The 24,199-nt window shown below is 62.6% G+C and carries 22 protein-coding genes and 2 pseudogenes; 12 read left to right on the top strand and 12 right to left on the bottom strand.

Annotated elements, in window-relative coordinates:
• Positions 1-7 precede the first annotated feature (7 nt).
• A complete protein-coding gene (gene cls / locus ABEA12_RS13720; RefSeq protein WP_210099886.1) occupies positions 8-1,498 on the top strand; it encodes a cardiolipin synthase in 1,491 nt (496 codons plus the stop codon).
• Between the two features lie 21 nt (positions 1,499-1,519).
• Here cls and ABEA12_RS13715 read toward each other — a convergent pair whose 3' ends face one another.
• The 5 genes from ABEA12_RS13715 to ABEA12_RS13695 form a co-directional block, all read right to left on the bottom strand.
• Entirely contained in the window at positions 1,520-3,562 is a 2,043-nt protein-coding gene (locus ABEA12_RS13715; RefSeq protein WP_210099887.1) for a chorismate-binding protein, read from the bottom strand.
• On the bottom strand, positions 3,552-4,049 hold the full coding sequence (locus ABEA12_RS13710; protein ID WP_345468647.1) for a low molecular weight protein-tyrosine-phosphatase: 498 nt from the start codon (positions 4,047-4,049) through the stop codon (positions 3,552-3,554). The genes ABEA12_RS13715 and ABEA12_RS13710 overlap by 11 nt, the downstream gene beginning before the upstream one ends.
• A gap of 129 nt (positions 4,050-4,178) precedes the next feature.
• Positions 4,179-4,799, bottom strand: coding sequence for a LysE family transporter (locus ABEA12_RS13705; RefSeq protein ID WP_210099889.1), 621 nt, complete (start codon positions 4,797-4,799; stop codon positions 4,179-4,181).
• A gap of 88 nt (positions 4,800-4,887) precedes the next feature.
• The gene (locus ABEA12_RS13700) at positions 4,888-6,381 is read right to left on the bottom strand and encodes a glycoside hydrolase family 1 protein (RefSeq protein WP_210099890.1); all 1,494 of its coding nucleotides are present in this window, start codon (positions 6,379-6,381) and stop codon (positions 4,888-4,890) included.
• Between the two features lie 196 nt (positions 6,382-6,577).
• Complete coding sequence (locus ABEA12_RS13695) at positions 6,578-7,042, bottom strand: MarR family transcriptional regulator (RefSeq protein ID WP_210099891.1); 465 nt, start codon at positions 7,040-7,042, stop codon at positions 6,578-6,580.
• A gap of 191 nt (positions 7,043-7,233) precedes the next feature.
• Here ABEA12_RS13695 and ABEA12_RS13690 point away from each other — a divergent pair, with 191 nt between their 5' ends.
• The 8 genes from ABEA12_RS13690 to ABEA12_RS13655 all read left to right on the top strand — a co-directional run bounded on the left by ABEA12_RS13690 (position 7,234) and on the right by ABEA12_RS13655 (position 17,461).
• Positions 7,234-9,297, top strand: coding sequence for an MMPL family transporter (locus ABEA12_RS13690; protein ID WP_345468706.1), 2,064 nt, complete (start codon positions 7,234-7,236; stop codon positions 9,295-9,297).
• A gap of 259 nt (positions 9,298-9,556) precedes the next feature.
• Entirely contained in the window at positions 9,557-11,326 is a 1,770-nt protein-coding gene (locus tag ABEA12_RS13685) for a DEAD/DEAH box helicase (protein ID WP_210099893.1), read from the top strand.
• 302 nt (positions 11,327-11,628) lie between these two features.
• Complete coding sequence (locus ABEA12_RS13680) at positions 11,629-12,099, top strand: hypothetical protein (RefSeq protein ID WP_210099894.1); 471 nt, start codon at positions 11,629-11,631, stop codon at positions 12,097-12,099.
• A gap of 327 nt (positions 12,100-12,426) precedes the next feature.
• Entirely contained in the window at positions 12,427-14,271 is a 1,845-nt protein-coding gene (dnaK, locus tag ABEA12_RS13675) for a molecular chaperone DnaK (RefSeq protein ID WP_210099895.1), read from the top strand.
• Positions 14,272-14,286: 15 nt separating this feature from the next.
• Positions 14,287-14,847: a nucleotide exchange factor GrpE gene (locus tag ABEA12_RS13670; RefSeq protein WP_210099896.1), complete on the top strand. Its 561-nt coding sequence runs from the start codon at positions 14,287-14,289 to the stop codon at positions 14,845-14,847.
• 186 nt (positions 14,848-15,033) lie between these two features.
• Positions 15,034-16,014 carry a DnaJ C-terminal domain-containing protein gene (locus tag ABEA12_RS13665; RefSeq protein ID WP_210099897.1) on the top strand — a complete coding sequence of 327 codons (981 nt, stop codon included), beginning with the start codon at positions 15,034-15,036 and terminating at the stop codon, positions 16,012-16,014.
• Positions 16,015-16,090: 76 nt separating this feature from the next.
• Positions 16,091-16,522 (top strand): heat shock protein transcriptional repressor HspR, encoded by a 432-nt coding sequence (locus tag ABEA12_RS13660; RefSeq protein WP_210099898.1) that lies wholly within the window; start codon positions 16,091-16,093, stop codon positions 16,520-16,522.
• A 30-nt stretch (positions 16,523-16,552) separates the two neighbouring features.
• The gene (locus ABEA12_RS13655; protein WP_210099899.1) at positions 16,553-17,461 is read left to right on the top strand and encodes an alpha/beta hydrolase; all 909 of its coding nucleotides are present in this window, start codon (positions 16,553-16,555) and stop codon (positions 17,459-17,461) included.
• A 53-nt stretch (positions 17,462-17,514) separates the two neighbouring features.
• On the opposite strand, the gene trmB is transcribed toward ABEA12_RS13655, so the two are convergent.
• A complete protein-coding gene (trmB, locus tag ABEA12_RS13650) occupies positions 17,515-18,372 on the bottom strand; it encodes a tRNA (guanosine(46)-N7)-methyltransferase TrmB (RefSeq protein ID WP_210099900.1) in 858 nt (285 codons plus the stop codon).
• Between the two features lie 20 nt (positions 18,373-18,392).
• Positions 18,393-18,965, bottom strand: a complete 573-nt coding sequence (locus tag ABEA12_RS13645) for a polysaccharide deacetylase family protein (protein WP_210099901.1) — start codon at positions 18,963-18,965, stop codon at positions 18,393-18,395.
• A 155-nt stretch (positions 18,966-19,120) separates the two neighbouring features.
• Between ABEA12_RS13645 and ABEA12_RS13640 the strand changes: the two genes are divergently transcribed.
• Both ABEA12_RS13640 and ABEA12_RS18725 read left to right on the top strand, forming a co-directional pair.
• Positions 19,121-19,528 (top strand): YccF domain-containing protein, encoded by a 408-nt coding sequence (locus tag ABEA12_RS13640; RefSeq protein ID WP_210099902.1) that lies wholly within the window; start codon positions 19,121-19,123, stop codon positions 19,526-19,528.
• A gap of 176 nt (positions 19,529-19,704) precedes the next feature.
• A pseudogene (locus ABEA12_RS18725) lies at positions 19,705-19,971 on the top strand (VOC family protein); the annotation flags it as partial.
• A 524-nt stretch (positions 19,972-20,495) separates the two neighbouring features.
• On the opposite strand, the gene ABEA12_RS13635 reads toward ABEA12_RS18725, so the two are convergent.
• The 5 genes and pseudogenes from ABEA12_RS13635 to ABEA12_RS13615 form a co-directional block, all read right to left on the bottom strand.
• Entirely contained in the window at positions 20,496-20,975 is a 480-nt protein-coding gene (locus tag ABEA12_RS13635; protein WP_210099903.1) for a DUF3995 domain-containing protein, read from the bottom strand.
• A 97-nt stretch (positions 20,976-21,072) separates the two neighbouring features.
• Entirely contained in the window at positions 21,073-21,426 is a 354-nt protein-coding gene (locus ABEA12_RS13630; RefSeq protein ID WP_210099904.1) for a VOC family protein, read from the bottom strand.
• Positions 21,427-21,623: 197 nt separating this feature from the next.
• Positions 21,624-22,019: a VOC family protein gene (locus ABEA12_RS13625; RefSeq protein WP_345468704.1), complete on the bottom strand. Its 396-nt coding sequence runs from the start codon at positions 22,017-22,019 to the stop codon at positions 21,624-21,626.
• A gap of 183 nt (positions 22,020-22,202) precedes the next feature.
• Positions 22,203-22,433: pseudogene (locus tag ABEA12_RS13620) on the bottom strand (MerR family transcriptional regulator); the annotation flags it as partial.
• A 302-nt stretch (positions 22,434-22,735) separates the two neighbouring features.
• Positions 22,736-23,065, bottom strand: coding sequence for a recombinase family protein (locus ABEA12_RS13615; RefSeq protein WP_210102457.1), 330 nt, complete (start codon positions 23,063-23,065; stop codon positions 22,736-22,738).
• 282 nt (positions 23,066-23,347) lie between these two features.
• On the opposite strand from ABEA12_RS13615, the gene ABEA12_RS13610 reads away from it, so the two are divergent.
• Positions 23,348-23,953, top strand: a complete 606-nt coding sequence (locus ABEA12_RS13610) for a cation:dicarboxylate symporter family transporter (protein WP_345468640.1) — start codon at positions 23,348-23,350, stop codon at positions 23,951-23,953.
• Positions 23,954-24,199: the final 246 nt, after the last annotated feature.

Here is a 24,199-nt window from a genome sequence, read left to right as displayed (position 1 = left end):
GGGTTCCATGGCTTTGGGCAACGATGCGCTGACAATGGGCGCCGCCTTGTGGTCGGTCGCCGTGGGCATCGAGCTGACCATCCGAATCGTCATGGTAGGGATCGTGCCGGGCAACCGCCGCCCGACAACGGCCATGGCATGGCTGCTGGCGATCTTCTTCATTCCCGTGGTGGGTCTGGTGATCTACCTGCTCTTTGGAAACAACAAGCTTTCCCGGCGCCGGATCGAACGCCAGCGCAGCGTCAACGACTCGATCCTTGAATCCACCCAGCACATGAGTGATGATCGGTGGGCACCGCAGGCCCCTGAATGGGTGCTCTCGGCCGTCGAGCTGAACAGGACGCTGGGGGCGTTGCCCCTGCAGGCAGGAAACTCAATCAAGTTCATCACCGGGTACCGGGAATTCCTCGATGAGATGCGCATGGAAATCGACGGGGCCCGTCGCTACGTGCATGTGCAGTTCTACATCATCGGCGAGGACGATCAATACGTCGGGCCCATTCTTGAGGCCATGGAACGCGCGGTGGCCCGCGGGGTGAAGGTCAGGGTGCTCTTTGACCACCTGGGCTCGCTGCGCGTCAGCGGGTACTTCGGGCTGGTGAGGCGGATGAGCGCGGCGGGCATCAAATGGCGACGGATGCTGCCGCTGGCGCCCTTCCAGCGCCGATGGCGGCGCCCGGATTTGCGCAACCACCGCAAGATCGTGGTGGTGGACGGGGAAGTGGCCTTCACCGGCAGCCAGAACCTCATCGAGCCCGGGTACAAGCGGGCCAGCGCGCACGCCATCGGACGTGAATGGGTCGAGCTGATGGTCAAGGTCCGTGGACCGCTGGTGGGCAGCTTCGACGTGGTCTTCGCGACGGACTGGTCCCAGGAAGGCGACGAGGACCTGCTCCACGACCTGGCGATCGTGGCCGAAACAATGCATGAGATGCCCGACGCTGGTGAAAGCATCGGCCAACTGGTGCCCAGCGGGCCGGGGTTCGAATCGGAAAACAACCTTCGCTTGTTCAACACGCTGATCTATTCGGCCACCGAACGGCTCTCGATCACCAGCCCGTATTTTGTTCCCGACGACTCGCTGCTTTACGCGATCACCACCGCCGCCCAGCGCGGTGTTGCTGTGGAGCTTTTCGTCTGCGAGAAGGGCGACCAGGCTCTGGTGCAGCACGCCCAGCAGTCCTACTACGAGATGCTGTTGCGGGCAGGGGTGCGCATCTACCGCTACCCCGCTCCCACCGTGCTGCATTCCAAATGCATGGCAGTGGACAACGACGTCGTGGTGATGGGCTCCTCGAACATGGACATGCGGTCCTTTTCGCTGAACCTCGAAATCACCTTGATGCTTCTGGGCGCAGCCCCGGTCAAGGAACTGATGAGGGTGCAGGACGCATACCGGGCGGTTGCCACGGAACTGACCCTTGAGCAATGGGACACCCGCACCCCGATCAGCCGGTGGATCGACAACGTGGCGAGGCTCTCGGCCACCTTGCAATAGGCACCACGTGGTGCACGGAACCTAGCTGTCGGGGAAGGCCGAGCCCAGTGCGCAGAGCACGCCGAAGGCCTTGGTGCGTACCTCGTCCCATTCCTCTGCAGGGGAGGAGTCCGCGGTGATCGCCCCGCCCACCCCCAGGGAAAGGTCCCAGGTTCCGGCCCCTGGTTTACGGCTCATCACCAGGGTGCGGATCACTACGGAAAGATCGCTTGCACCGGTGGCGGAGAAGTACCCGACGACGCCGGAATACATGCCGCGGGCAACCCCTTCCTCCAAGGAGTCGAGGATCGCCATGGTGGAGACCTTTGGGGCCCCTGTCATGGATCCAGCGGGGAACGCAGCGGCAATCGCCTCGGCACGCGGCGCACCGGGCAGCAGTTTCGCCGCGATGGTTGAGACCATCTGGTGCACGCTCGCGTAGCTCTCAATGGCGCACAGGCGCTGTACCGACAGCGTGCCGGGCACGGCAAAGCGTGAGAGGTCGTTGCGCAGCAAGTCAACGATCATGATGTTCTCGGCGCGGTCCTTGGGGGAGGAGGCCAAGTCCGCAAGAAGCGCTTCATCGGCTGCCTGCGTTGATCCGCGTGGCCGGGTGCCCTTGATGGGCTCTGCACGCATCCATCCATCGGCATCCAGGCATAGGAAGCGCTCGGGGGACGTGCTGGCGCTGGCGAAGTCCCCGAAGCGCAGGTAGTGCGCGAAGGGTGCGGGGTTCCCGGCACGCAGGCGCAGGTAGTTTTCCCAGGGGTCGCAGTCGATCGCGGCTGCGGCCAGGGACGTGGTCAAACAGACTTCGTAGCTGTTGCCTTGGCGGATCTGTTCCTTCGCGGCACGGACCTTGGCCAGATAGCCGGTGCGCCCATCGCGCAGGGTGAAAAGCGGGGCCGGACCAAGGGGCGGCGGCACGGCTGCGTTGCCCGGGCCCGCCTCCAGCAGCGCTGCGGCCCCGTCAAGGAAGCCGTCGGCGTCGGCGCCCGGGGAGGCGATCAGGTGCACGGTGGAGCAAAGGTGGTCAATGACCACGACCCTGGAAGGCCTGATCAAAATGGCGTCGGCGGGGGCGCCGGGTTCCGTGGAGGAAACGTGGTTGTCGGTGCCGCCTGTTTCGCGCTTGAGCTCATATCCGAGGTAGCCAAGCCACCCTGGAAGGAACGGCAGGTCCGCGGGGTTTGCCCGGGCGGGCCCCGAATCCCACGTGTCGGCAAGCCAATCAAAGAACCCTCCGGTGATCCGCGCGGTGGCGGTGCCCTCGCGCAGGATTCCTGCGGAGTGGCGTTGTTCGTAGATCGCGCACGCATCGGTGGTGGCTGCGCCCATGATGGAATATCGGTTGCGCTGGCGCGGGTCCGTGAAGCCGAGGTTGCTCGATTCCAGCAGCACCGCGTGGCGTGCCTGGCCAAAGAGCGATTCGAAGAGCGCAGAGGCGTCGGGGGCGGCATCCACAATCCGGTGCAGCGGTTCAAGCGCCGCACTCTGGGAGCGTTCGGGTGCCAATACCCGGTTGCAGGCAGGCAGGGCCTGCAGTGCACGCAGCAGGTGCTCGGTGGCACTGCCATCGGCACGGTTCTGAATAGTGATATCGGCGTGGGCGGGCACCGCATCCGTGGAGAGGTAGGTGTCTTCCTGGGCCGCCCAGGAATCCCAGTGGGATGCGAAGGTTTCCCCGTCCCGGGCCAGGGCCCGTGCCTTGCGGGTTTCTTCGGGGACCTGCACCCAGATTAGTGCGTCGAGCAGCGGACGGGCGGCCTCGCAGCCGGCGCCGACGCCTTCGATGATGATGACAGGGGCGGGGGACAAGGTGGAGGGCTCGCCGGTTGTGCCCTGGGCCCAGTCCCAGGTCTTCCACGTTGCCGCCTGGTTGTTCACCAAGGGACCCAGGACCGTTTCTACATAGGCTGCGGTGCCCGCAGCCAGCCCGTCCCAGCCGGGATATATGTCCTCCAGGTGGAAGAGTGCTACCTCGCGGTGGCGACGCAGCGCCGTGGCGAGCTCGGCGGCAAGCGTGCTTTTCCCTGCTCCGGAGCGGCCATCGATGCCAAGGACCAGGACGGGGTTAGTTGCCACGTGAGGGCATGGTGTGGGCGCGCACGTAGTCCAGTACTCCCGGTATGGCGGCGTTGACCATTTGCCAGCACAGGCGGAAGTCGGCTGAATCGCCGAACCAGGGATCGTATATGTCTTGTTCCCCGATCGGCGCCGAAGCCAGCGAGGTGTCGAAGGACCGCATCATGCGAAGTTCAGGGCGAGGTGTTGCTGGATCGGTGGGAATCAACTTTGAGAGCACCGCGTGGTGGTCCTGGTCCATGGCAAGCAGCAGATCTACCCCGGGCAGCGAATCCGGGTCCAGGGTGCGCGCGACGTGTTCCTCGGCGTTGATTCCATGGGACTGCAAGATGGCGGCGGCGCGTGGGTCGATCCCGTGGCCGACCTCCCCGTCACTGGTACCGGCGGACTCGATGGCGACATCCGTGATCCCCGCATCCTCAAGCGCGGTGCGGATCATGTACTCGGCCATGGGGGAACGGCAGATATTGCCCGTACACACTGTCATTATCCGAAACATGTTTTTAGTCTAGGACTCTTACGCCCCTAGTGACAGTGCTAAACACGGTTAGGGTCGATGGTTATCGGATTGTGCCCTTCACAACCGCACCCTGGTCGTGAAGACGCGGGGGCGGGCTCAGTGGATGAACACCAGCAGTGCGGCGACGAAGATGAAGAGGGTGCCGAAGAGAAGATTGAGGATCCGTTGTCCGCGTTCGGTCGCCGTGAAGCGGCTGAAGCTCTTGGCGGAGGCGGCGAAGAACAGCCACATCACCACGATGTCCACCGCCACGATGGTGCCGATGAAGATCAGGTATTGCGAGAGCACCGGGGCATCAAGCCTGATGAATTGCGGGGTGAACGCCAGGAAGAAAACGATCGCCTTGGGGTTGAGCAGGTTGACCCACAACCCGCGACGGAACATCGAGGCAGCCGATTCGCGCCCGCGCACATCGATGTCCCCGCTCTCCTGCGCCTTGGCCAGGATCAGTCGGACCCCCAGATACACCAGGTAGGCGGCACCGGCGTATCGGATGGCGGTAAAGAACACCGGGGAACGCGAGACCAGCAGCCCCACCCCGGCGGCAACGATGACCACGTGGACCAGTAGGGCGGCCTGCTGGCCCAGGATGCCCCACATGGACCGGCGGAAGCCGGAGTTCAGGGAGTTGGTCATGGTGTTGATGGCCCCGGCTCCGGGGGTGAAGCTGATTAGCGTGGAGGCGCCAAGCAGCGAAAGCCAAAGGGAAAGAGTCACCGCACAAGCTTAGGGTAGCGCCGCTGCAAACCGTACCGTCAGTGGCCCCGGCGCCGCGCCCGCGAGGACCGGCTCACGCGGAGGCCGGCTAGGTCCATGCCGGGACTTGGTGCGATGCGGCAACGCGGGCGTACCACAGCGCCGAGGCCTTGGGGATGCGCCGCTGGGATTCGTAGTCGACGCGCACGATCCCAAAGCGCTTGGAATAGCCAAAAGCCCATTCGAAGTTATCCAACAGGGACCACACCAGATACCCCCGGACATCGGCGCCGCGTTCCATGGCGCGGTGCACCGCCCGCAGGTGTGCATCGATGAAAGCCAGGCGGTCCCGGCTGTCATCGACAAACCCGTCTGCATCGGGCACATCCTGGTAGGCGGCACCGTTCTCGGTGATCACCATGGGGATGCCGGCTGGCCCGGTGTACTGGTCCTGCAGGCGAAGCAGCAGTCGTTCAAGGCCCTCGGGCTGCACCTCCCAGCCCATGGCGGTGCGCGGCAGTCCGCGGGAGATCTCCTGCACCCGTTCGCTGCCCACCATCGGGGACCTGCGTGCCAGCCCCCGTTCGGAGGCGAACGCCAGTTCCGAATCCGCGATGGGTGGGTCGACGGGGCCGGCCACCATGACCCCGTTGTAGTAGTTCACGCCCAACACGTTGATCGGTGCGGCAATGATCTCCATGTCGTTGTCCCGGATGTGGCGGCCCAGTCCGGCCTGCGCCATGTCCTCAAGTACGTCGGAGGGGTAGCTGCCGCGAAAGACGGGGTCCAGGAAGACCCTGTTGAAGGACCCGTCGATGCGTCGAGCGGCATCGGTGTCCGCGGGGGAGTCCGGATCCGCTGGATCGGCGAGCGTGAAGTTCAGTGTGATTCCCAGGCGGTGCCCGGGACCGGCGGCCTCCCGCATGGCCGATGTGGCCAGGCCGTGGCCCAGGAGCAGGTGGTGCGCCGCTGCCACTGCCTCGGAAGGGGCGGTGTGCCCCGGGGCGTGTTCGCCGCCGGCGTGGGAAAGGAAGGATGAGCACCAAGGTTCGTTCAGTGTGGTCCAGTCGGAAACCCGGTCCCCGAGGTGTTCGAACACCTCCAGGGCGTAGTCGGCGAAGCGGTAGGCGGTGTCCCTGTTCGCCCAGCCGCCGCGCTCGCCCAACGCCTGGGGAAGGTCCCAGTGGTAGAGGGTGAGCCAGGGAGAGATCTCGTGTTCCAGCAATTCATCGACGAGCCGGGAATAGAAGTCCAGGCCCGTCGGATTCAGTTTCCCGTCCCCGGGCTTGATGCGCGGCCAAGAGGTGGAGAAGCGGTAGGTGTCCAGACCCAGATCTGCCATCAGCGCGACGTCCTGGGGCATCCGGTGATAGTGGTCGGCGGCAACGGAGCCGTCATGGCCGCCGAACACCGCGCCGGGAACCTTGCAGAAGGCGTCCCAGATGGATTCCTGGCGTCCGTCTTCTCCGCTGGCACCCTCAACCTGGAAGGCAGCCGTGGCCGAGCCAAAACGGAACGCGGAAGGAAAATCAAGGGCCGTGGCCGAGTTGAACCCTGCGGCAAGGGGATTGGAAGCGTGCGGGCTGCTGGCATTGATCGACATGTTGGGCTTCTTTGGGGTCTGCGGCGCGGGGGCACGCGGCCGGGGAGCATGAACCAGAGCCTAGTGGGATTCGCGCCCTCCGGCCATGGGAAGCTGCCGAAAAGCGAAGGCGAACGTGCAATTCCCCATCGTGGGTCGCCACTGGGAACCGGTGCCCGCAGCGGGGCTGGTCCCTGCGCTCTGAGGGTAGTGTGCCCTACGTATTTTCACCGTCTTGGCGGGCCTTGTCCACCCCGGCGGCTGCATCGGACATGAAGCGCGAGATCAGCTTCACCTCCTCCTGGGTGTATGCGGAGATAACACCCATCATGCTGGTTGCCAGGGGTGCGAACATGGCCTTGCCATCGGCATGGGCCTTGGGTGTGGCCTTGATGCGCACCACGCGGCGGTCCTTGTCGATGCGCAAGCGTTGGATGTGGCCCATGCGTTCGAGCCGGTCGAGCATCGCACTGGTGGCCGGCGAGCTTAGTTGCAGGATGCGTGAGAGGTCACCGGGAGTGGGGCAGGTTCCCTCGCGCTCAAAGCCGATGATCACCGAGAGTGCATTCATGTCGGTGCGGTGCGTGCGGTAGCGCGTTCCGGTGGATTCCACGTACCGGTCCGAGGCCTGCCCGAATTGCTGCAGGAGCATCACGAGTTCAAAGGCGGCGGCTGGGTCCATGGGAACCATTGTATGCCGCAGCTTGAATTAGTTCCATAATGGAAATACTCTTTGGGGCAGGCACATTTTGCATGAAGCGGGGCTCTGCCCGCGCAACGAGGGAGAACACCGTGGGAAAACACCTGAAGGACACCGAGGCGGACACCCGCGGCCCGGCCAAGGGTTCGGGCCGCGGGACCGGAAAAGCCGTCCTGCGTGCACTGTTGGCCGTGGTGCTGGTGGTGATCTGGCTTGGTGTCGCTGGAATCGGCGGTCCGACCTTCGGAAAGCTCAGCGACGTGCAGACCAACGACCAGGCGTCGTTCCTGCCGGCCTCGGCAGAGGCAACGCGGGCACTGGAGTGGCAGGCAAAGTTCCGCACCTCCGATGCGATCCCGGCTGTCGTCGTGGTGGTGGGGGACTCGAAGCTGGACCAAACCGAAATCAAGAAGCTGGCGGCATCGCTGGATGACCTCGGGGGCCTGGACGGGAAGATCGTTGGCCCGTTTGCCTCCCAGGACGGACTGGCCGCCCAGCTGCTTGTTCCCCTTGACGGTAACGGCGAAGTCAAGGAGTCCGTCGACAAGCTCCGCGCGGAACTAGCCGAGCGGGCGCCCGAAGGAACCCGAGCCTACGTGACCGGTCCTGCCGGATTCAGTGCTGATTTGTCCGAGGCGTTTTCCGGCATCGACGGCGTGCTGCTCGGGGTGGCCCTGAGTGCCGTCTTCTTGATCCTGCTTCTGGTCTATCGCTCCTTGCTCCTGCCGGTGGTCGTCCTGTTCACCGCGGTGGCGGCACTGTGTGCGGCCATCCTCGCGGTGTATTTCATGGCGAAGGAAGGCTGGATTCGGCTTGATGGCCAGAGCCAGGGCATCCTGTCCATCCTGGTGATCGGTGCGGCGACGGACTACTCGCTCCTGCTTGTCGCTAGGCACAAGGAAGCCCTTTCCCACGGACAGGACCGTTGGGAAGCGGCAATGACGGCATGGAAGCGTTCGGTCGAACCGATCCTGGCTTCCGGCGGCACCGTGACGGTGGGCCTGCTGTGCCTGCTCTTCTCAGACTTGAACTCAAACAAGGCCCTTGGTCCCATCGGCGCCAGCGGCATCATTTTTTCGATCATCGCAGCACTCTCGTTCCTTCCCGCGGCGCTGGCTCTGCTGGGGCGCGCGGCCTATTGGCCATTCATGCCCAAGCAAGCCGCGCCGCTTGGCCCCGAGGAGCTTCCCCCGGGACTGTGGGGACGTGTCGCGGGGTTCGTCGGACGCCACCCGCGCCCGATTTGGGTGCTAACCGCGCTCGTGCTGGCCGCAGGTGCCTTGGGCATGACACAGCTCAAGGCCTCCGGTGTGCCACAGAGCGACCTGGTGCTGGGCCAAACCGACTCCCGCGACGGGCAAGGGATTTTGGGCGAGCATTTCCCCGGCGGAACCGGGAGCCCGGTGTTTGCAGTTGTCGAACAAAGTCAAGCCGGCAACCTCCTGCCAAAGGTCGAAGGCGCAGGAGGAGTGGCCTCGGCCTACATCCAGGCCGCCGACGGCGGACCTGCCATGGCCCAGGCCGGACGCGACCCCCAAGTCGTCGAAAACCGGGTCCTGCTCTCAATCACCCTCAGCGATGCCGCGGATTCGGAAGCCGCAAAGTCAACGCTTGTTGAGTTGAGGGATATCGTCCACGCAGCGGATCCCGAAGGACTCGTTGGGGGAACCACCGCAACCCTGAGCGACACCGCCGCGACCGCGCAGGCCGACCTGGTCAAGATCATCCCGCTGATCCTTGGCGCCATCTTGGTCATCCTGATGTTGCTGCTGCGCTCGATCCTGGCCCCGGTGCTTTTGGTCGCCACGACGTTGCTTTCCTACGGGACGGCCATGGGGGTCTCGGCATGGGTTTTCAACGGGATCTTCAATTTCCCCGGGGCGGACCCATCGGTCCCGCTCTTCGGTTTTGTGTTCTTGGTCGCGTTGGGCGTGGACTACAACATCTTCCTGATGACCAGGGTGAGGGAGGAATCCCTGGGCCATGGAACCCGTTCTGGGGTGTTGCGCGGGTTGTCGGTCACCGGAGGGGTGATCACCAGCGCCGGGGTGGTCCTGGCCGCCACGTTTGCCGCGTTGGGCATCATTCCGATCATGTTCTTGGTCCAATTGGGCTTCATCGTGGCCTTCGGGGTGCTGCTGGACACCTTGGTTGTGCGCTCATTGCTGGTGCCGGCCCTGGTGCATGACATCGGTCAAAAAGTATGGTGGCCCAGCAAGCTGGCACGGACAAAGTAACGAAGCTCTCGTTCGACCAAGGGCCGGGAACTGCTAGGCTAGAGACTTGTAGATCGACCAAGGTTGAATTTTCACTTCACCACTTGTTGGTCTATGCGTCGACAGATTAGATTTCCCGATCCGCCGTCTTACTTGACTCGACCTCGAGTCGAATTCGGTGTTCATGCGGTGCACAACTCGTGCACCAGCCTGGCTCTCTCTTTCTTCGGCGACCACGCGCGCCGAAACCGTCGTGCGAAGCTTTGAGAGAAAGTACCACGTGAGTCCTTCATTCACTTCCCTTGGCGTGCCCGCAATCTTCGCTGATGTCCTGGCATCGCAAGGCATCGAAACCGCATTCCCCATCCAGGAAGCCACCCTTCCTTCCACCCTCAACGGTGGAGACGTCCTGGGCCGCGGCCAAACCGGCTCGGGCAAGACCCTGGCGTTCTCCCTTCCGGTGGTTGCCCGCTTGGCAGCGAACCCCAAACCACGCAAGGCCCGTTTCCCACGTGCGTTGATCATGGCACCGACCCGCGAACTGGCCACCCAGATCGCCAAGGTCGTCGAACCGCTGGCCAAGGCCGTTGACCTTCGCACCGCCGTTGTCTTCGGCGGCGTTTCGCAGCTGCGCCAGGAAAAGGACCTCAACGCCGGCGTTGATATCCTCATCGCGTGCCCCGGCCGTCTCGAGGACCTGCTCAAGCAGCGCGTCGCCGATCTGTCCCGCGTGGAAATCTCCGTGCTTGACGAGGCCGACCACATGGCCGACCTCGGCTTCCTGCCGGTGGTCAAGCGCATCCTGGACCAGGCTCCGCGCGGTATCCAGCACATGCTTTTCTCCGCGACCCTGGACAACGGCGTGGACAAGTTGGTTCAGCGCTACCTCTCCAACCCCACGGTCCACGAGGTCGATGCACCCACCGCAGCGGTGAACACCATGGAACACCACGTGTTCATGGTGTCCAACGACGACAAGAAGGAACTGATCCGCACCCTGGCCTCCGGCTCAGGCCGCCGCATCATGTTCATGCGCACCAAGCACCACGCCAAGAAGATGGCCGTATGGCTCTCCAAGTGCGGCATCCCCACCGTTGACCTGCACGGCAACCTCAGCCAGAACGCCCGCGACCGCAACCTTGCCGCTTTCTCGGCCGGGGACGCCCGCGTGCTGGTGGCCACCGACGTCGCCGCCCGCGGCGTGCACGTCGATGACGTCGAGCTCGTTGTCCACGTCGATCCGCCGGCGGAGCACAAGGCCTACCTGCACCGCTCGGGCCGCACCGCACGTGCCGGCTCCTCCGGGACCGTCGTCACCATTGCGACACCGGACCAGCAGTCCGATGTGAAGTCACTGCTCAAGGCAGCCGGCCTCAAGGTCCCGATGGTCAAGGTGACACCCAATTCGCAGGTCGTTTCCGACGTCGTGGGAAATCGCGCCGAGCCCGTGGCCTATGTTGCCCCGCAGCTGCGCAGCACCGCCTCGGTCCGCACCCAGGCATTGACGGACTCGGACGCCGCAGGAGGCCGTGGCCGTCGTCGAGGTGGCCGCGGAACCGCCAAGGCCAACACCGGCGAGGCTCCTCGCAGCCGCGACGAGAGCAGTGGAGAGCGCCGCAGCGAAAGCCGTGGTGCCAATGCCTCGGCAGGACGCGGCAACGAACGCCGCTCCGAGAACCGTGGCGAAGGTCGTGGCTATGCTGCTTCGGGCGGCCGTGGAGCAGAGCGCCGTGGCGCAGGCGCGTCCGGTGGCCGTGGCGGCGAGCGTCGCACCGAGAACCGCACCGATAACCGTTCGGACCGTCGTGCAGACATGCGCCAGGACGACCGCGACGTAGCTCGTCGTAGCACGGTCCCGAACCGCGGTTCGGCTGCCTCGCGTAACAACTCGGGCCACCGCCAGGGTTCGGGCGCCGGTTCGCGTCCGCGCGGCGGCAACACCATTGGTGAGGCCTTGGGCGCGTCCAAGGTCGAAGCTGCAGCCGGTGCAGGCCGTGGACGCGGTCCGCGTCGCGCCTCGGCTCCTGCCTCGAGCAACCGCAGCCGCTAAAACCCTCCGGTCGCCGATGGCGGCCGTTCCCGGTTCTACACGTGGGCCTTGGAATGCCACAATTGTTGCATTCCAAGGCCCACGTGGTCTTTAATGAAGTTTCGCGTGATCCCTCGGGCTCATCCCTTTGAAGGAATCGCCTCCGCGGCGATCCTGGCAAAGTCATCCTTTGGGACAGCTGTCGAGCAGACCCGGCCCACTAGCGTTGGGGGAAGCCCGCGCCCAGGGTCTTGGGCCGGGTGTCTGTGTCCCTGCTGCCCCTACGCAGCCGGGAGCAATAAACACCACGTTGGAGAATCGCCTTGATCGAGTCACTGCAGGAGTTCACGTCCTCTTTCCCTTCGGCGTTGCAGTGGATCGGCGTGGCACTTCTCGCCGCGGTCCCCTTTATCGAGTCCTACTTCGGGGCCGTTGTCGGGGTGGTCATCGGCATGAACCCGGTGTTCGCCGTACTTGCAGCTGTCGTGGGCAACGTCGCCTCAATGGTTCTGTTGGTCAACGGAGCCCACTTCGTTCGTCGCAAGGTCGCCAAGGACAAGGTGCCCTCGCAGAAGTACGCCAGGCTGCGTGGAGCGTTTGATAAATACGGCATTGCCGGGGTCAGCCTGTTGGGCCAAACCATCCTTCCGAGCCAAATCACCTCCCTGGCACTGGTGTCTTTCGGGGCGGCAAAGGAGAAGGTCATTTTCTGGCAGGTCATTTCCATCGTTCTCTGGGGTTCGACCTTCGGCCTGCTGGCCTACCTGGGAGTGGACCTTGTTCTCGGGACCTAGTCCGTCGGCCCTCCAAGGAGCGCAGTACCGTGCCCAAGGGCACTGGCTGGCCCGCTGCGTGGGGGTTTCGGTCCGTGGAACTGGTGTTTTTGTTCCGATCTCTCACGGCGAACAACACTCCCAGCAAACTCTAAGTTCCTTGTAATTACGAGGTTTTTTCTGCGTATTCGGGTCTCGTTGACTCGGCAAAGAGCAAACTTGAGCCACTCGCACTCAACTTTGAATTGACATCGTTTTGCCTGTTGGTAAACTTGAGTCCAGAACGCTCAACCGATTGGAATTGGGTTGGCGTTGGTTTATTTTCCCAAGGTAAGAAGGAGCATCCCCATGTCACGTGCCGTAGGTATTGACCTCGGAACCACCAACTCCGTAGTATCCGTCCTCGAAGGTGGCGAGCCCACCGTCATCGCCAACGCAGAAGGCAACCGCACCACCCCGTCGGTCGTCGCCTTCGCCAAGAGCGGCGAGGTCCTGGTTGGCGACATCGCCAAGCGCCAGGCCGTGAACAACATCGATCGCACCATCGCCTCTGTCAAGCGCCACATGGGCACCGACTGGTCGGTGGCCATCGACGACAAGAACTACACCGCGCAGGAAATCTCCGCCCGTACGCTGATGAAACTCAAGACCGACGCGGAGTCCTACCTGGGCGAAAAGGTCACCGACGCCGTCATCACCGTCCCGGCCTACTTCAACGACGCTGAACGCCAGGCCACCAAGGAAGCCGGCGAGATCGCTGGCCTGAAGGTCCTGCGTATCGTCAACGAGCCGACCGCAGCGGCCCTGGCCTACGGCCTGGACAAGGGCAAGGAAGACGAGCTCATCCTGGTCTTCGACCTCGGCGGCGGTACCTTTGACGTCTCCCTGCTCGAAGTCGGCAAGGACGAAGACGACTTCTCCACCATCCAGGTGCGCTCCACCTCGGGCGACAACCGCCTCGGCGGCGACGACTGGGACCAGCGCGTCGTTGACTGGCTGTTGGCCCAGGCCAAGCAGAAGGGTGCGGACCTGTCCAAGGACAAGATCGCGTTGCAGCGCCTGAAGGAAGCAGCCGAGCAGGCCAAGAAGGAACTCTCCAGCGCCACCTCGACCAACATCTCCCTGCAGTACCTCTCGGTCACCGCTGACGGCCCGGTCCACCTGGACGAGCACCTCTCGCGTGCCAAGTTCCAGGAACTGACTGCGGACCTGCTTGAGCGCACCCGCAAGCCGTTCAAGGACGTCGTCAAGGAAGCCGGGGTGAACGTCTCGGAGATCGCACACGTGATCCTCGTCGGCGGATCCACCCGTATGCCAGCCGTTGCCGAGCTGGTCAAGGAATTGGCCGGCAAGGAAGCCAACAAGGGCGTGAACCCGGATGAGGTCGTCGCCGTTGGCGCCGCATTGCAGGCCGGCGTGCTCAAGGGCGAGCGCAAGGACGTCCTGCTCATCGACGTCACCCCGCTGTCCCTGGGCATCGAGACCAAGGGCGGAGTGATGACCAAGCTGATCGAGCGCAACACCGCGATCCCGACCAAGCGCTCTGAGACCTTCACCACCGCCGATGACAACCAGCCTTCGGTATCCATCCAGGTCTTCCAGGGCGAACGCGAGTTCACCCGAGACAACAAGAACCTGGGCACCTTCGAGTTGACCGGCATTGCCCCGGCGCCTCGCGGCATCCCGCAGGTCGAGGTCACCTTTGACATCGATGCCAACGGCATCGTCCATGTTTCGGCCAAGGACAAGGGCACGGGAGTCGAGCAGTCGATGACCATCACCGGTGGTTCCTCGCTGTCCAAGGAAGACATCGACCGCATGGTCCAGGAAGCAGAAGAGCACGCCGAAGAGGACAAGGCCCGCCGCGAGGCAGCTGAGACCCGCAACGCCGCCGAGCAGGCGGCCTACTCGGTCGACAAGCTCATCAAGGACAACGATGACAAGCTGCCCGAGGAGGTCAAGACCGAGGTCCAGGCCGACGTCGATGCACTGAAGGCCGCCCTCGAGCAGCAGGACAACGACGACGAGGTCAAGGCGGCGTTCGATAAGCTGCAGACCTCGCAGACCAAGCTCGGCGAAGCCATCTACTCGCAGGCACAGTCCGAGTCCGAGGCCGCCGAAGGCGAGCCGGCTCCGGAAGCCGAAGAAGACATTGTCGACGCCGAGGTCATTGACGAAGACGAAAAGAAGTAGGGAGGCGCATCAACCATGTCAGAGCAAACACCCGAGGAGGGTTCCTCCAACGAAGAGGTAACCCCCGTGGATGAAGCACATGACTCGGGCGACGCGTTGAGCCAGGCCGAGGCCATTCTCAACGAGGTTGGTACCGAGGTCGACGAGGAAGCCCCGGCAAACGAGAAGGAAACCGAGCTGCGCAACGACCTGTTGCGTCTGCAGGCCGAGTACGTCAACTACCGCAGGCGCGTCGAGCGCGACCGCGATGTTGCCCGCGAAGTCGCAGTGCAGTCGGTCTTCAACAACCTGCTGCCGGTGCTCGATGACATCGACGCGGCCCGGGCCCACGGGGATTTGACCGATGGTCCCTTCGCTGCGATCGCCAACAAGCTCGACAGCGTGCTTGAAGGCCTTGGCCTGGAGCGCATCGCCGACGCCGGTGTGGAGTTCGATCCGAACATCCACGAGGCGTTGCTGCAACAGCCGCACGCCGAGATCCCGGCGGACCACGTGGCCCAAGTGCTGCGCACCGGGTTCAAGAAGGGTGATCGCATCCTTCGCGCCGCCCAGGTGATTGTTTCCCTCGGGGAATAAGCACCAAGGGCAAGAACTGCAGAAATGCATGTATTGCACCACCAATGTGCGGCGGATCGCCGGTTCCTCGAAGGGAATCGAGGCGGACCGCCGCACACTTGGTGGAACACCCCCACAGTTTTCTCCCCGCCGCGAAGATCCGGCCGGTGAGGCTCCACGATTTTTACAACAAGAAGGAGGCGCCTGATGGCAAGTCAGGACTGGGTCGAAAAGGATTTCTACGCCACCCTTGGCGTCTCCAAGGATGCCAGCGATGCGGACATCAAGAAGGCGTACCGGAAGATGGCACGCAAGTACCACCCGGACACCAACTCAGGTGACCCCAAGGCCGAAAGCAAGTTCAAGGACATCACCGAGGCCAATTCCGTACTCTCGGATCCCGAGGACCGCCAACAATACGACGCGATCCGTGCAATGGGCGGCGGCGCGCGTTTCAGCGCCGGCGGCCAGGGCGGACCGCAGGGCGGTGGCGGCGGTTTCGAGGACGTGTTCTCCAACCTCTTTGGTCAAGGTGGAGGCGGGGGCGGATCCCGGCACGGCGGCGGGCAGGTGCCACCGGAATTCGCCGACCTCTTCGGCGGAGGAGGGGGAGGCTTCGGGGGCTTCGGCCAGCAGGCCCCGCGCAAGGGCGCGGACCGCACGGCCAGCACCACGATTTCGTTTGGCGGTTCCATGAAGGGAACCACCATCGGCCTGAGAGAGGCCAACGGCGAAGTCATCGATGTCCGGATCCCCGCCGGAATCAAGGACGGGCAGTCGGTTCGGGTCCGCGGCAAGGGTTCGCCAGGTGGCGCCGGGACCGGGGACTTGATCGTCAAGGTGGCCGTCAAAGCGCACCCGGTCTTCGCTCGCGAGGACAACAACATCCGGATCCACGTCCCGGTCACCTTTGACGAGGCAACCCTGGGCGGAGAAATCCAGGTGCCGACGCTCACCGGGGAATCCGTGAAGATGAAGGTTCCCGCCGGTTCGGCGAACGGGCGGACACTGCGGCTGAAGGGACGCGGGGTCAAGACCTCCAAGGTCACCGGCGACCTGCTGGTCACCCTCGAGGTGGTTGTCCCGCAGAACCTCTCCAAGGAGGCCAAGGCCGCCATCGAGGCATTCGCCGAGGCGACCAAGTCCGAGAACCCGCGCGAGACCTTGATGGCGCGCGCAAAGCTCTAGTGCCCGGGGGGCGCGGGGTGTTTGGCGCGCACGATGTGTTAGCTACGGTGGAACGAACGCTGGAAAGGCAGGGATCATGGGCAACGACCGACAAAGGCCGATCTTCGTCATTTCGATTGCGGCCGAACTAGCCGACATGCACCCCCAGACGCTGCGCCAATATGACCGTTTGGGCTTGGTCTCGCCCTCACGCCAGGGCGGCAAGCATCGTCGTTACTCGGAACACGACGTGGATCTGCTGCGCGAGATCCAGTCGCTGTCCAAGGACGGGGTTTCGCTGGAAGGCATCCGCCGCATCATGGAGCTGGAAAACCAGGTAGCTGCGTTGCGCGTACGGGTCGGCGAACTCAGCCACGAGGTTTTCGCGCTGCGCAGCGCCCACCAAGCTGCCGGCCAGGGCAGGATATTTGCCGCCGGCAGCACCGGGGACGTTGTCTCGATGGCGCGTGGCCAGCGTCCGCGCGGGCGCAGCCAAGCGGTTGTCGTGTGGAAGCCCCGCAGCAAGTAGCCGCCGACAACACCGTTCGAGGAGGACCGCATGGCGCCCGCCGGGGACTATGCCCAACTTTCTGAATCAGCGCACCGCCGATTTGAGGCGTTGTGTGCGATTCGCGGCAAGCTGCGCGCCACCCACCGCCAGGCGCTGGACGGAACGGCCCATGCGCTCAGACGCGGATCCATGGACCCGGCCATCCCGGCCCGCCACCTCCTCTACCTCGAGCTATCGAACCGCGAACCGTTGGCTGCCGTTGCCGTGGGCGACTTGGACACCGCCACCCACGTGACCTTCCAGCTATCGGGAACAGGAATCCGTGCCCGCAATGCCCTCTGGGGTAGCGTGCGTGAGGCCGGCCAGCTCTACCTTGAACAGCAGAAGGTTGGGATCGCCGCCCCGGCTGTGGTGGCCTGGCTCGGATATCCCGCACCCAACCTTGCCAGCGCCTTGCTCGGTGTTGCTGCCCGCAAGGGACTGCACAAGCTGGGCCAGGACCTGGGTGACTTCCTCCGGCTCCGTCCCGACCGACCCCATCTGGCACTCGAGGCCCACTCCTACTCGGCGGCGATTGCCGCCCGGGTCCTTGATGCCGAATCCGGATACGCGATGAGGGTGCAGTCGGTGGCAACGATAGGCTCAGCCGGGATTCCCCGGTATCTTTGCGATGCACCGGAACGGTTGGGCGTACCAATCGGGCACGTGTACGAGGCTGTGGCGCCGGGGGACCACCTGGCATGCCTTGGCCGGGTGCTTTCGGGACGCAAGCCGTTTACGGGACGGGAATTCGCGGTAGGCGCCAGGCCGGAGCTTGGCTTGTCGGCGGTCACCGGACACAACACCTCGCAGTTTCGCGCCGATGCGGCACCCGGTGCTCGTGGCTATCGGGATCCGGGAACCCTTTGCCTGCGCAACCTAGCGTTGATCACGACCGGGCAGGAACCGCTGGGTTAAAAGCCGGGTGTGGTGCCGGGCAATGCCCGAAACCACCCCGGAGCGACAGATTTCTAGCTGACCCTGCGGTAGGCCAGGTCAAAGATCAAACGGCCGGCCTTCAGCGCCTTGCCTTCGAACCCGGTCAGGGTGCGCCCCTCAAAGCGAGGTGCCCAGCCTCCACGCCCGTCGATGAACCCGGGATCCTTCTCATCCTTTTCCAGACCGAAACGGCGGACCTTGGTGAGGTTGCTGTCCTCGCCGGAGCGTTCCCCGGCATGCAGGTTGATGAAACCGTCTGAAGCACCAAAGACATCACGCATCTGCTCGGCGTAGTTGGACCAGTCGGTTGCCAAACGCACTATGCCGCCGGGCACCAAGACGCGTTCAAGCTTCTCAACGAACGAATCCTTGATCAGGCGGCGCTTGTGGTGGCGGATCTTGTGCCACGGATCCGAAAAGAAGATCCAGATCTCCTGGGCCGAGGCCGCGGGAAGCATGGAGTCCAGGGCCTCGGGTGCGTTCGCCTGGACGGCGCGCACGTTGTCCAGCTCGTTGTTCTCCACCCTGACCATGAGGGCTGCAAGCCCCGGGAGGTACACCTCAACGGCCAAGAAATCCATGTCACGGTGCTCGCTGGCGGCAAATGCCATCGCTTCGCCCAAGCCCGAACCGATCTCCACGATCAGCGGTGCCTTGCGGCCGTAGATGCCCTCTTGGTCGAACTCGTAGCCCTCACCCACGGAGGTGTCGGAACGGTCCCGAGGAGGCTCGATGATGTACTTGTGGGATGTGCGTTCCCAGGCATCTGCGCGCCGCCCCTGAAGGCGGTTGCCGCGACGGACGAACGACACTGGTTCGGTACGGTAAAAGCTGAGGTCGTCAACGGCGCGTCCGCTGGCGGGCATTTTGTGTTCTGGGGGAATGCTCATGGGCTTAAGGGTAGCGAACTTCACCGGCTGGGATTGGCGCCGATGGCTGACGATGGTTTTATCGGGCGTGGTCCTTGGGAGTAGCTTGCACCGGCTTCGAGCCCGGCAGGCCCCAATAGTTCGCTGACGGTGACGAAGGTATAGCCCCAATTGCGAAGGCCCGACAATATCCGGGGCACGGCAGCCACCGTGGTGGAACGGATGTCGTGCAGGAGCACGATTGAGCCTGGCGTTGTCTGGGAAACAGCAGTGTCGACGACCTTTTCGGTGTCGCGGTGTTTCCACTCAAGGGTGTCGAGATCCCGCAGGATCACCTGGGTGCTGGCAAGTCGGTCGCTGATGGCGTTATGTGATCCGTAGGGCGGACGCAGCAACGTCGCGGGCTGCTCGATGGTCACCGTGATGGCGGCGTTGGTGCGTTCAAACTCACGTCGAATCTGCGCGGAAGACATCGAAGCCAGCGACCGGTGGTTCCAGGTGCGGTTTCCGATCTCGTGGCCCTCGCCAGCCATGCGTACCAAGAGTTCTGGCCGAAGCTTGGCATTGGGTCCGGGGACAAAGAGAGAGGATTTTCGACGAAGCGCGTGCGGCATCCAATAATCTTGCCCGTTCGTGCGGACCGAATCGAATCCTCGACACACTGCAGGTAGAACTAGTCCGAATCGTTAGAAACGGGAGCCGCGAATTGGGGGATCGCTCAGGGCGATACCCCATGGTGCTGCACGGGTTCGTGGGCGAAGCTTGAACCATGCGAAACACTCTCTCCGTTGTCATGAACGTTATTTGGCTTCTCTTTGGCGGAATCTGGCTGGCGGCCGGATACTTCTTGGCCGGCATCATTTGCTGCCTCCTGATTGTCACCATTCCCTTTGGCATAGCGTCCTTCCGCATCGCAGTGTATGCATTGTGGCCATTCGGCCGTAGGGTGGTTGATCGCGGGCGAGTAGGTGCTTTTTCGACCATTGGAAATGTCATATGGGTTTTAGTCGCTGGAATCTGGATTGCAATCGGGCACGTACTGACGGCGATACCGATGTTCGCGAGCATCATCGGTATTCCGTTGGGTATCGCGAACCTGAAGATGATCCCCATTTCGCTCATGCCGCTCGGCAAGGTGATTGTTCCAAGTGCCCAGTACCTCCCGGTGCCGCGCTAGCGCGCCTAAAGCTCCGTGGGGCGCACAGCCCTAATTTCCGGGGCAGGGAAGTCTCTAGCATGAGTTGGAGGCAGCACCGCGAAGCGACGGAGGCAAGGACCCAACCCAAGAAAGCAGTGAACAACTGCCGGTGGTTTACCAAACGAGGGTTGGCAGCCGCTTGATACTATACGGGCACTTTTCCGAATGCGGGGAGTTTCAGGCCTACTCTCTACGCCGAAGGTCATCGGGAATCGTCAAGTGGGCCGATGAGGGGTGAATTCACGATGGATGGGCGTCCTTTCGTGGCGCTGTATGGTGGACCTCATTTCAGGTTCAACGAAGAAATATCCTCTCAAGTCATGTGCTGTGAACAGCCCGAAGTCGACTACTACCGCGACAAACTCGCTGCCGGCGGGCAGGAGGGACAGTGCGGTTGTTTGAAGGACCGTTTCGGTGCCTGAAGGCGGCATGCTCCCGTTGATGTTCGTCTCGGCGCGTTGCCAAGGGATCCGGACCCGGAAATCCTGCGCCACGTGACCCAGGCCTTCATGCCGATGGGAAAGTTGGATGTTGGTGCTTCTGAAAAGGCGGCCGGCCAGTAGGATTCGGTAAATGGCGGGTCAGGCACAAGATTCCCTGCACTCACTGTCCGGTACACCAAGTGGACAAATGCTGTTGCGGAGATTTAGGGGAAAAATACACGTGTGGACGTAGGATACCCAAAAGCCGGATGTCGCGATGGCGGCGTCGTGCCGGCTTGTCCCCGGCCACAGCCTTCGCAGGCCCTTGCCTGAACGGGTTCGGCTTTGGCCTTCGTAGCGGCTCTGGACAGAGTCCCCCCTGTCCACGCGGAGACCTCTATGTTCGCGAACATTTTGCACAAGGGCCGTGGAAACCCGATGACGATGCTGCTGCGTCCGTCGGTTCCTCGCCGCGTCGAATGCCCTTGTAGAAAACGCCTGGGACTCTTCGGCATTCGATCGGTCTAGGTAGTTGGTAGAGGTTCCTTGAGCGAGCACCAGAGTGATACGACCAAGGCCAATCCCCACATGAGGAACAACGGGTCCCATAACCATGCATGACCCATCATCGCCTCGACGTCATATCCATCCGCAGGACGGATCGCCCCTCCAAGCACGGCAGCGCTGAGAATCATGTTTAAACCTCCATAGAAAACCAGAAGCAAGCCACCGGCCCAGCTCACCGCACGCCAGAATTTTCGCCGCCGAAATCGTCCATAGGCGACGGCAACGGGGATCACCGCAGCCAGCAACTTCCCCATGGCGACCATGCCGATCACGAGCCCGGCACGCAGTGGGGCCTCGACAGAGAGCGTTACGGCCCATTGCCCGACTGTGGCCAGAAGCCACTGTCCTCCAACGGCCCAATACACGCTGAATCCGGCGTGCACGCTACCGGCTATGCAGGCGACCCACACTAGGATCCAGCCGAGGGTAGTTCTCATATCGGACGCCACACCGTTCACTGTAACTGGCTGAGGAGGCGGTTGGTTGGCGTGAAGCAAGTGTGCCGTTCTTCGGCGATTGTCCCGAACTCTCGTTTCAGTCCGAGTGGTACCCGACGTTGATGACATTTCCGTCGGGAGCCCGGACCAAGAAGCGCCGGTGTCCCCAGGGCTCGGTCGTTAGCGGATGAACGATCTCGTATCCGAGCTGCTTGGCTTGGGAATAGGCGCCCTCGATGTCATCGGTCAGAACGGAGATGACTGCATCTTCCGATGCTGTCGCATCGGCGGAGACGAGCTGGAGCATTGCGCCCGTCTCCGGTGAGACGTAGCGGGCCGCCCAGCCCAAATTGAATTCCTCGGTGCTCAGCCCGAGATAGCCGGTATAAAAACCCTTTGCTGCCTCGACGTCGGCCACGTGAAGATTTGTCATGATACTTGTCGCTCGCATACCTGTGCTCCTGTCAACAACGTATGTTCGGCCAAATGTTACAGGCTCTGCGTACGCCCTGGACAGACTCCATCGCCCTGGTGCTGAAACGAAAGCGGCCGATTCCGAACTTTAGGCACGGGCACCATCTTCGAGAAAAAGATTGTCGTGTGCCAACCCGGATTGCTTTCGACAAGTTGATTGGTTTGCCGGAGCACCTAGTTATCGATGGGGGCGTGGAAGAACCAGAGCTGTCCTTCATGGTCACGCGTGCCGTATTCCCTCGCTCCATAGGGTTGGTCGATGGGCTCCTGCATGATCTGTGCACCCGCGGCAACTGCGCATTTGTGGTGTTCGTCCACGTCATCCACCATTATTACCGTCATTCCCGTGACACCTCCGGCATTGCGCGGAGACCGGAATTCTTCCCCTGCAGGGTGCAACCAGATCACGTGATCACCGGCTCGGACTTCTCCGTGTTTGACCGCCCCGGAACCATCTTTGTCTTGGGCTCCTCCGGTGAGCCCGAAAACCCGGGTGATGTACTCCTGGGCGGCTTCCACGTCATCGTAGACGAGTATTGAGATCGTGTTGCGAACGGATGAATCTAGCATGGCCATTTCCTCCATGGCGGATAGTAGATCTGGGGTGGATGGAACTCTGTCGTGGGAAAGTCCTGTTGCCATGGTCTCCAAGGCTGTTCGCAGCCGGGAAGCAGCGGTAAGTCTCCGGTTCGTGTCTATTATGTGTGCCTCGATTGCCGGACCTATCTGCCAATCGGGTTCGTCCAGTGCACGCGTGATCTCAGCGATTGAAAAATCCATGCGACGCAAGAATTGGATGCGGTAAAGCCTATTGACGTCGTTTGCTGAATATAGGCGGTGACCGGCGTCACTTCTGGCCGATGCCTTGAGAAGGCCGACTTCGTCGTAGTGGTGCAACGTGCGAACCGTCACGCCGGCTGCGCGCGCGAGTTTACCTATCTTCCAAGTATCCGAGCGCTCGGGGCCCGGCGTTGTGTGGCTCATAACGAAAGGATAGATCCTGTCGTAGCGTCAGGGTCAAGCCCGGAACGGCTCCAGAGTCAATAGAAAAGGTCTCGTAGGTCGTGCTGGACATAATCGGCCAGCAAAAGAGTTGCGGCTCTTGCGTTCGATGCGCCCTCTTCAAAAGAAGCTGTAGATGTAGTATCCGAAGTCTCTCGGACCGATCGGCAGAACTCTTTGGTGCGAGCGTAAGGGGCGGTTTGCTCCGGCTCCACGTTCTCTTTTGCGTTCAATCGCCCGCTATGCCGTGGATCGGCCTACGGCGGACAGCGCCGCAATTTCGCCTATGTCATGTCCCCGGTCGTGTGCAGATCGATGAGGTGAACTTCCTGCTTGGCGGTGGGCTTGTGCTGTTTTCCCCGGAGCCGGCCCTTGGCCTGCACGATTTCCATCCCTTTGCGGGAGCGCATGCTGATGAGACCTGATTCGAACTCGGCGATCATTTCCAGGACATTGAAAAGCAGTTTGTCCATCGGGTCTGTGGAGTGATGGACCGTGCCGCCGATGTTGAACTTGATGTCTCGACTGGCGGGATCATTTCCTATTTTGTGGGCGTCAACGACTGAACAGGCTAGGCGGTCGAGCTTCGATACAACGGCCGTATCCCCGGCTATGCACGCAGCGTGGGCTTCACCTAATCCGGCGCGGTTCTTGTTTCCGCGGTGAGCACATGACCAACGTAGGCGGCAAGGGTGATAGCGGAATTGACACTATCTACGACGATTCCGGATCGGGTCTCACCCCTACCCCACGGTGGTGTCCAGTGCGGGTGACTCGGCAACCGATAACTTTATCGATCTGGTGATCGGGGTCATTGGCGTGCTCGTGCTCGAATTCATCATCGGCATTCCTCGGACGGCCTTTCACGGCTGGTGCTCTCTCGCGGAACCGTCGAGTTGCGCTCGATCGTCGAGATCGTCCAGATCGTCGAGATCGTCATTCGTCGCATCATCGTGCCGGCACTGCCACTTTTCACCTTCGGCATCTTCAGGGATCTTTCGGCCAGAGGCTCCGCCGATCCGGTCGTGACGAAGCCCGTGGCTCGTGGCTCCTTTGCCCTGGCGTTCGTCGTGTTGCTCGCGCAGTACTCGGTGGCAGGCTCGATGTCCGGCGTTACCCCATTGAAGACCCTACCGAACATGCGCGATGCGTACTTCACAGCATCGCGTACCTCGTCGTTGACTGAGACGATTCCGGTGACGCTTGCCTCCACGAAGAAAAATGACGTCTCGGCCTCAGTTGCTGGCTTCGTGCTGCCGCTGAGTGCCACCATCCACCTTTCGGAGTCGACGGTTAAGATCACCTGTTTCTCAATCGCGGTGCTGCTGCGCACGGGCGGTAATATCAGATTCGGCGCATACCTGCCGTTCATCCTCGGGCTGGGTGTCCTGATGATCGCTGCTCCAGGCGTTACCGGTGGCGCGATCGCGCTGATCATGAACGAGCTCATCAGCGGGCCGTCTTGGCTCCCAGACACAGGATCCGGAAGACGGGAATGTTGAAGAGGGAGAAAGCCGCGAGGCCACCTCGCACATCCTGTCCCAGTTACGCGGATCCATAGCTCATTGGGTGGAAGACGCGGACGAAACCCCCGGCAATGCTGAGTCGTATCAGTGGTGCTGGGGGGTGCCCCTATCTTTTTCGCAAGTCCTTTTCGGGTTTTTCCCGGAAAATGTTTGGGGATCTCGGAACCGGCGTTTTTGGGCATGGCTTCGCGGCCTGACCCGGCGGCGTGGGGTCGGACTTTG

Origin of the sequence: Paeniglutamicibacter antarcticus (genome assembly GCF_039544305.1) — a bacterium.
GTDB classification, from domain to species: Bacteria; Actinomycetota; Actinomycetes; order Actinomycetales; family Micrococcaceae; genus Paeniglutamicibacter; species Paeniglutamicibacter antarcticus_C.
The sequence above is the reverse complement of the archived record's forward strand: the minus strand, read 5'-3'. Positions and strand labels throughout refer to the sequence as shown.

Coding starts and splice junctions, on each gene's coding strand:
- cls (WP_210099886.1), top strand. CDS start 8: ATGGCTTTGGGCAACGATGCGCTGACAATGGGCGCCGCCTTGTGGTCG.
- ABEA12_RS13710 (WP_345468647.1), bottom strand. CDS start 4,049: ATGACAGTGTGTACGGGCAATATCTGCCGTTCCCCCATGGCCGAGTAC.
- ABEA12_RS13700 (WP_210099890.1), bottom strand. CDS start 6,381: ATGTCGATCAATGCCAGCAGCCCGCACGCTTCCAATCCCCTTGCCGCA.
- ABEA12_RS13695 (WP_210099891.1), bottom strand. CDS start 7,042: ATGGACCCAGCCGCCGCCTTTGAACTCGTGATGCTCCTGCAGCAATTC.
- dnaK (WP_210099895.1), top strand. CDS start 12,427: ATGTCACGTGCCGTAGGTATTGACCTCGGAACCACCAACTCCGTAGTA.
- ABEA12_RS13670 (WP_210099896.1), top strand. CDS start 14,287: ATGTCAGAGCAAACACCCGAGGAGGGTTCCTCCAACGAAGAGGTAACC.
- ABEA12_RS13665 (WP_210099897.1), top strand. CDS start 15,034: ATGGCAAGTCAGGACTGGGTCGAAAAGGATTTCTACGCCACCCTTGGC.
- ABEA12_RS13660 (WP_210099898.1), top strand. CDS start 16,091: ATGGGCAACGACCGACAAAGGCCGATCTTCGTCATTTCGATTGCGGCC.
- ABEA12_RS13655 (WP_210099899.1), top strand. CDS start 16,553: ATGGCGCCCGCCGGGGACTATGCCCAACTTTCTGAATCAGCGCACCGC.
- trmB (WP_210099900.1), bottom strand. CDS start 18,372: ATGAGCATTCCCCCAGAACACAAAATGCCCGCCAGCGGACGCGCCGTT.
- ABEA12_RS13645 (WP_210099901.1), bottom strand. CDS start 18,965: ATGCCGCACGCGCTTCGTCGAAAATCCTCTCTCTTTGTCCCCGGACCC.
- ABEA12_RS13640 (WP_210099902.1), top strand. CDS start 19,121: ATGCGAAACACTCTCTCCGTTGTCATGAACGTTATTTGGCTTCTCTTT.
- ABEA12_RS13635 (WP_210099903.1), bottom strand. CDS start 20,975: ATGAGAACTACCCTCGGCTGGATCCTAGTGTGGGTCGCCTGCATAGCC.
- ABEA12_RS13630 (WP_210099904.1), bottom strand. CDS start 21,426: ATGCGAGCGACAAGTATCATGACAAATCTTCACGTGGCCGACGTCGAG.
- ABEA12_RS13625 (WP_345468704.1), bottom strand. CDS start 22,019: ATGCTAGATTCATCCGTTCGCAACACGATCTCAATACTCGTCTACGAT.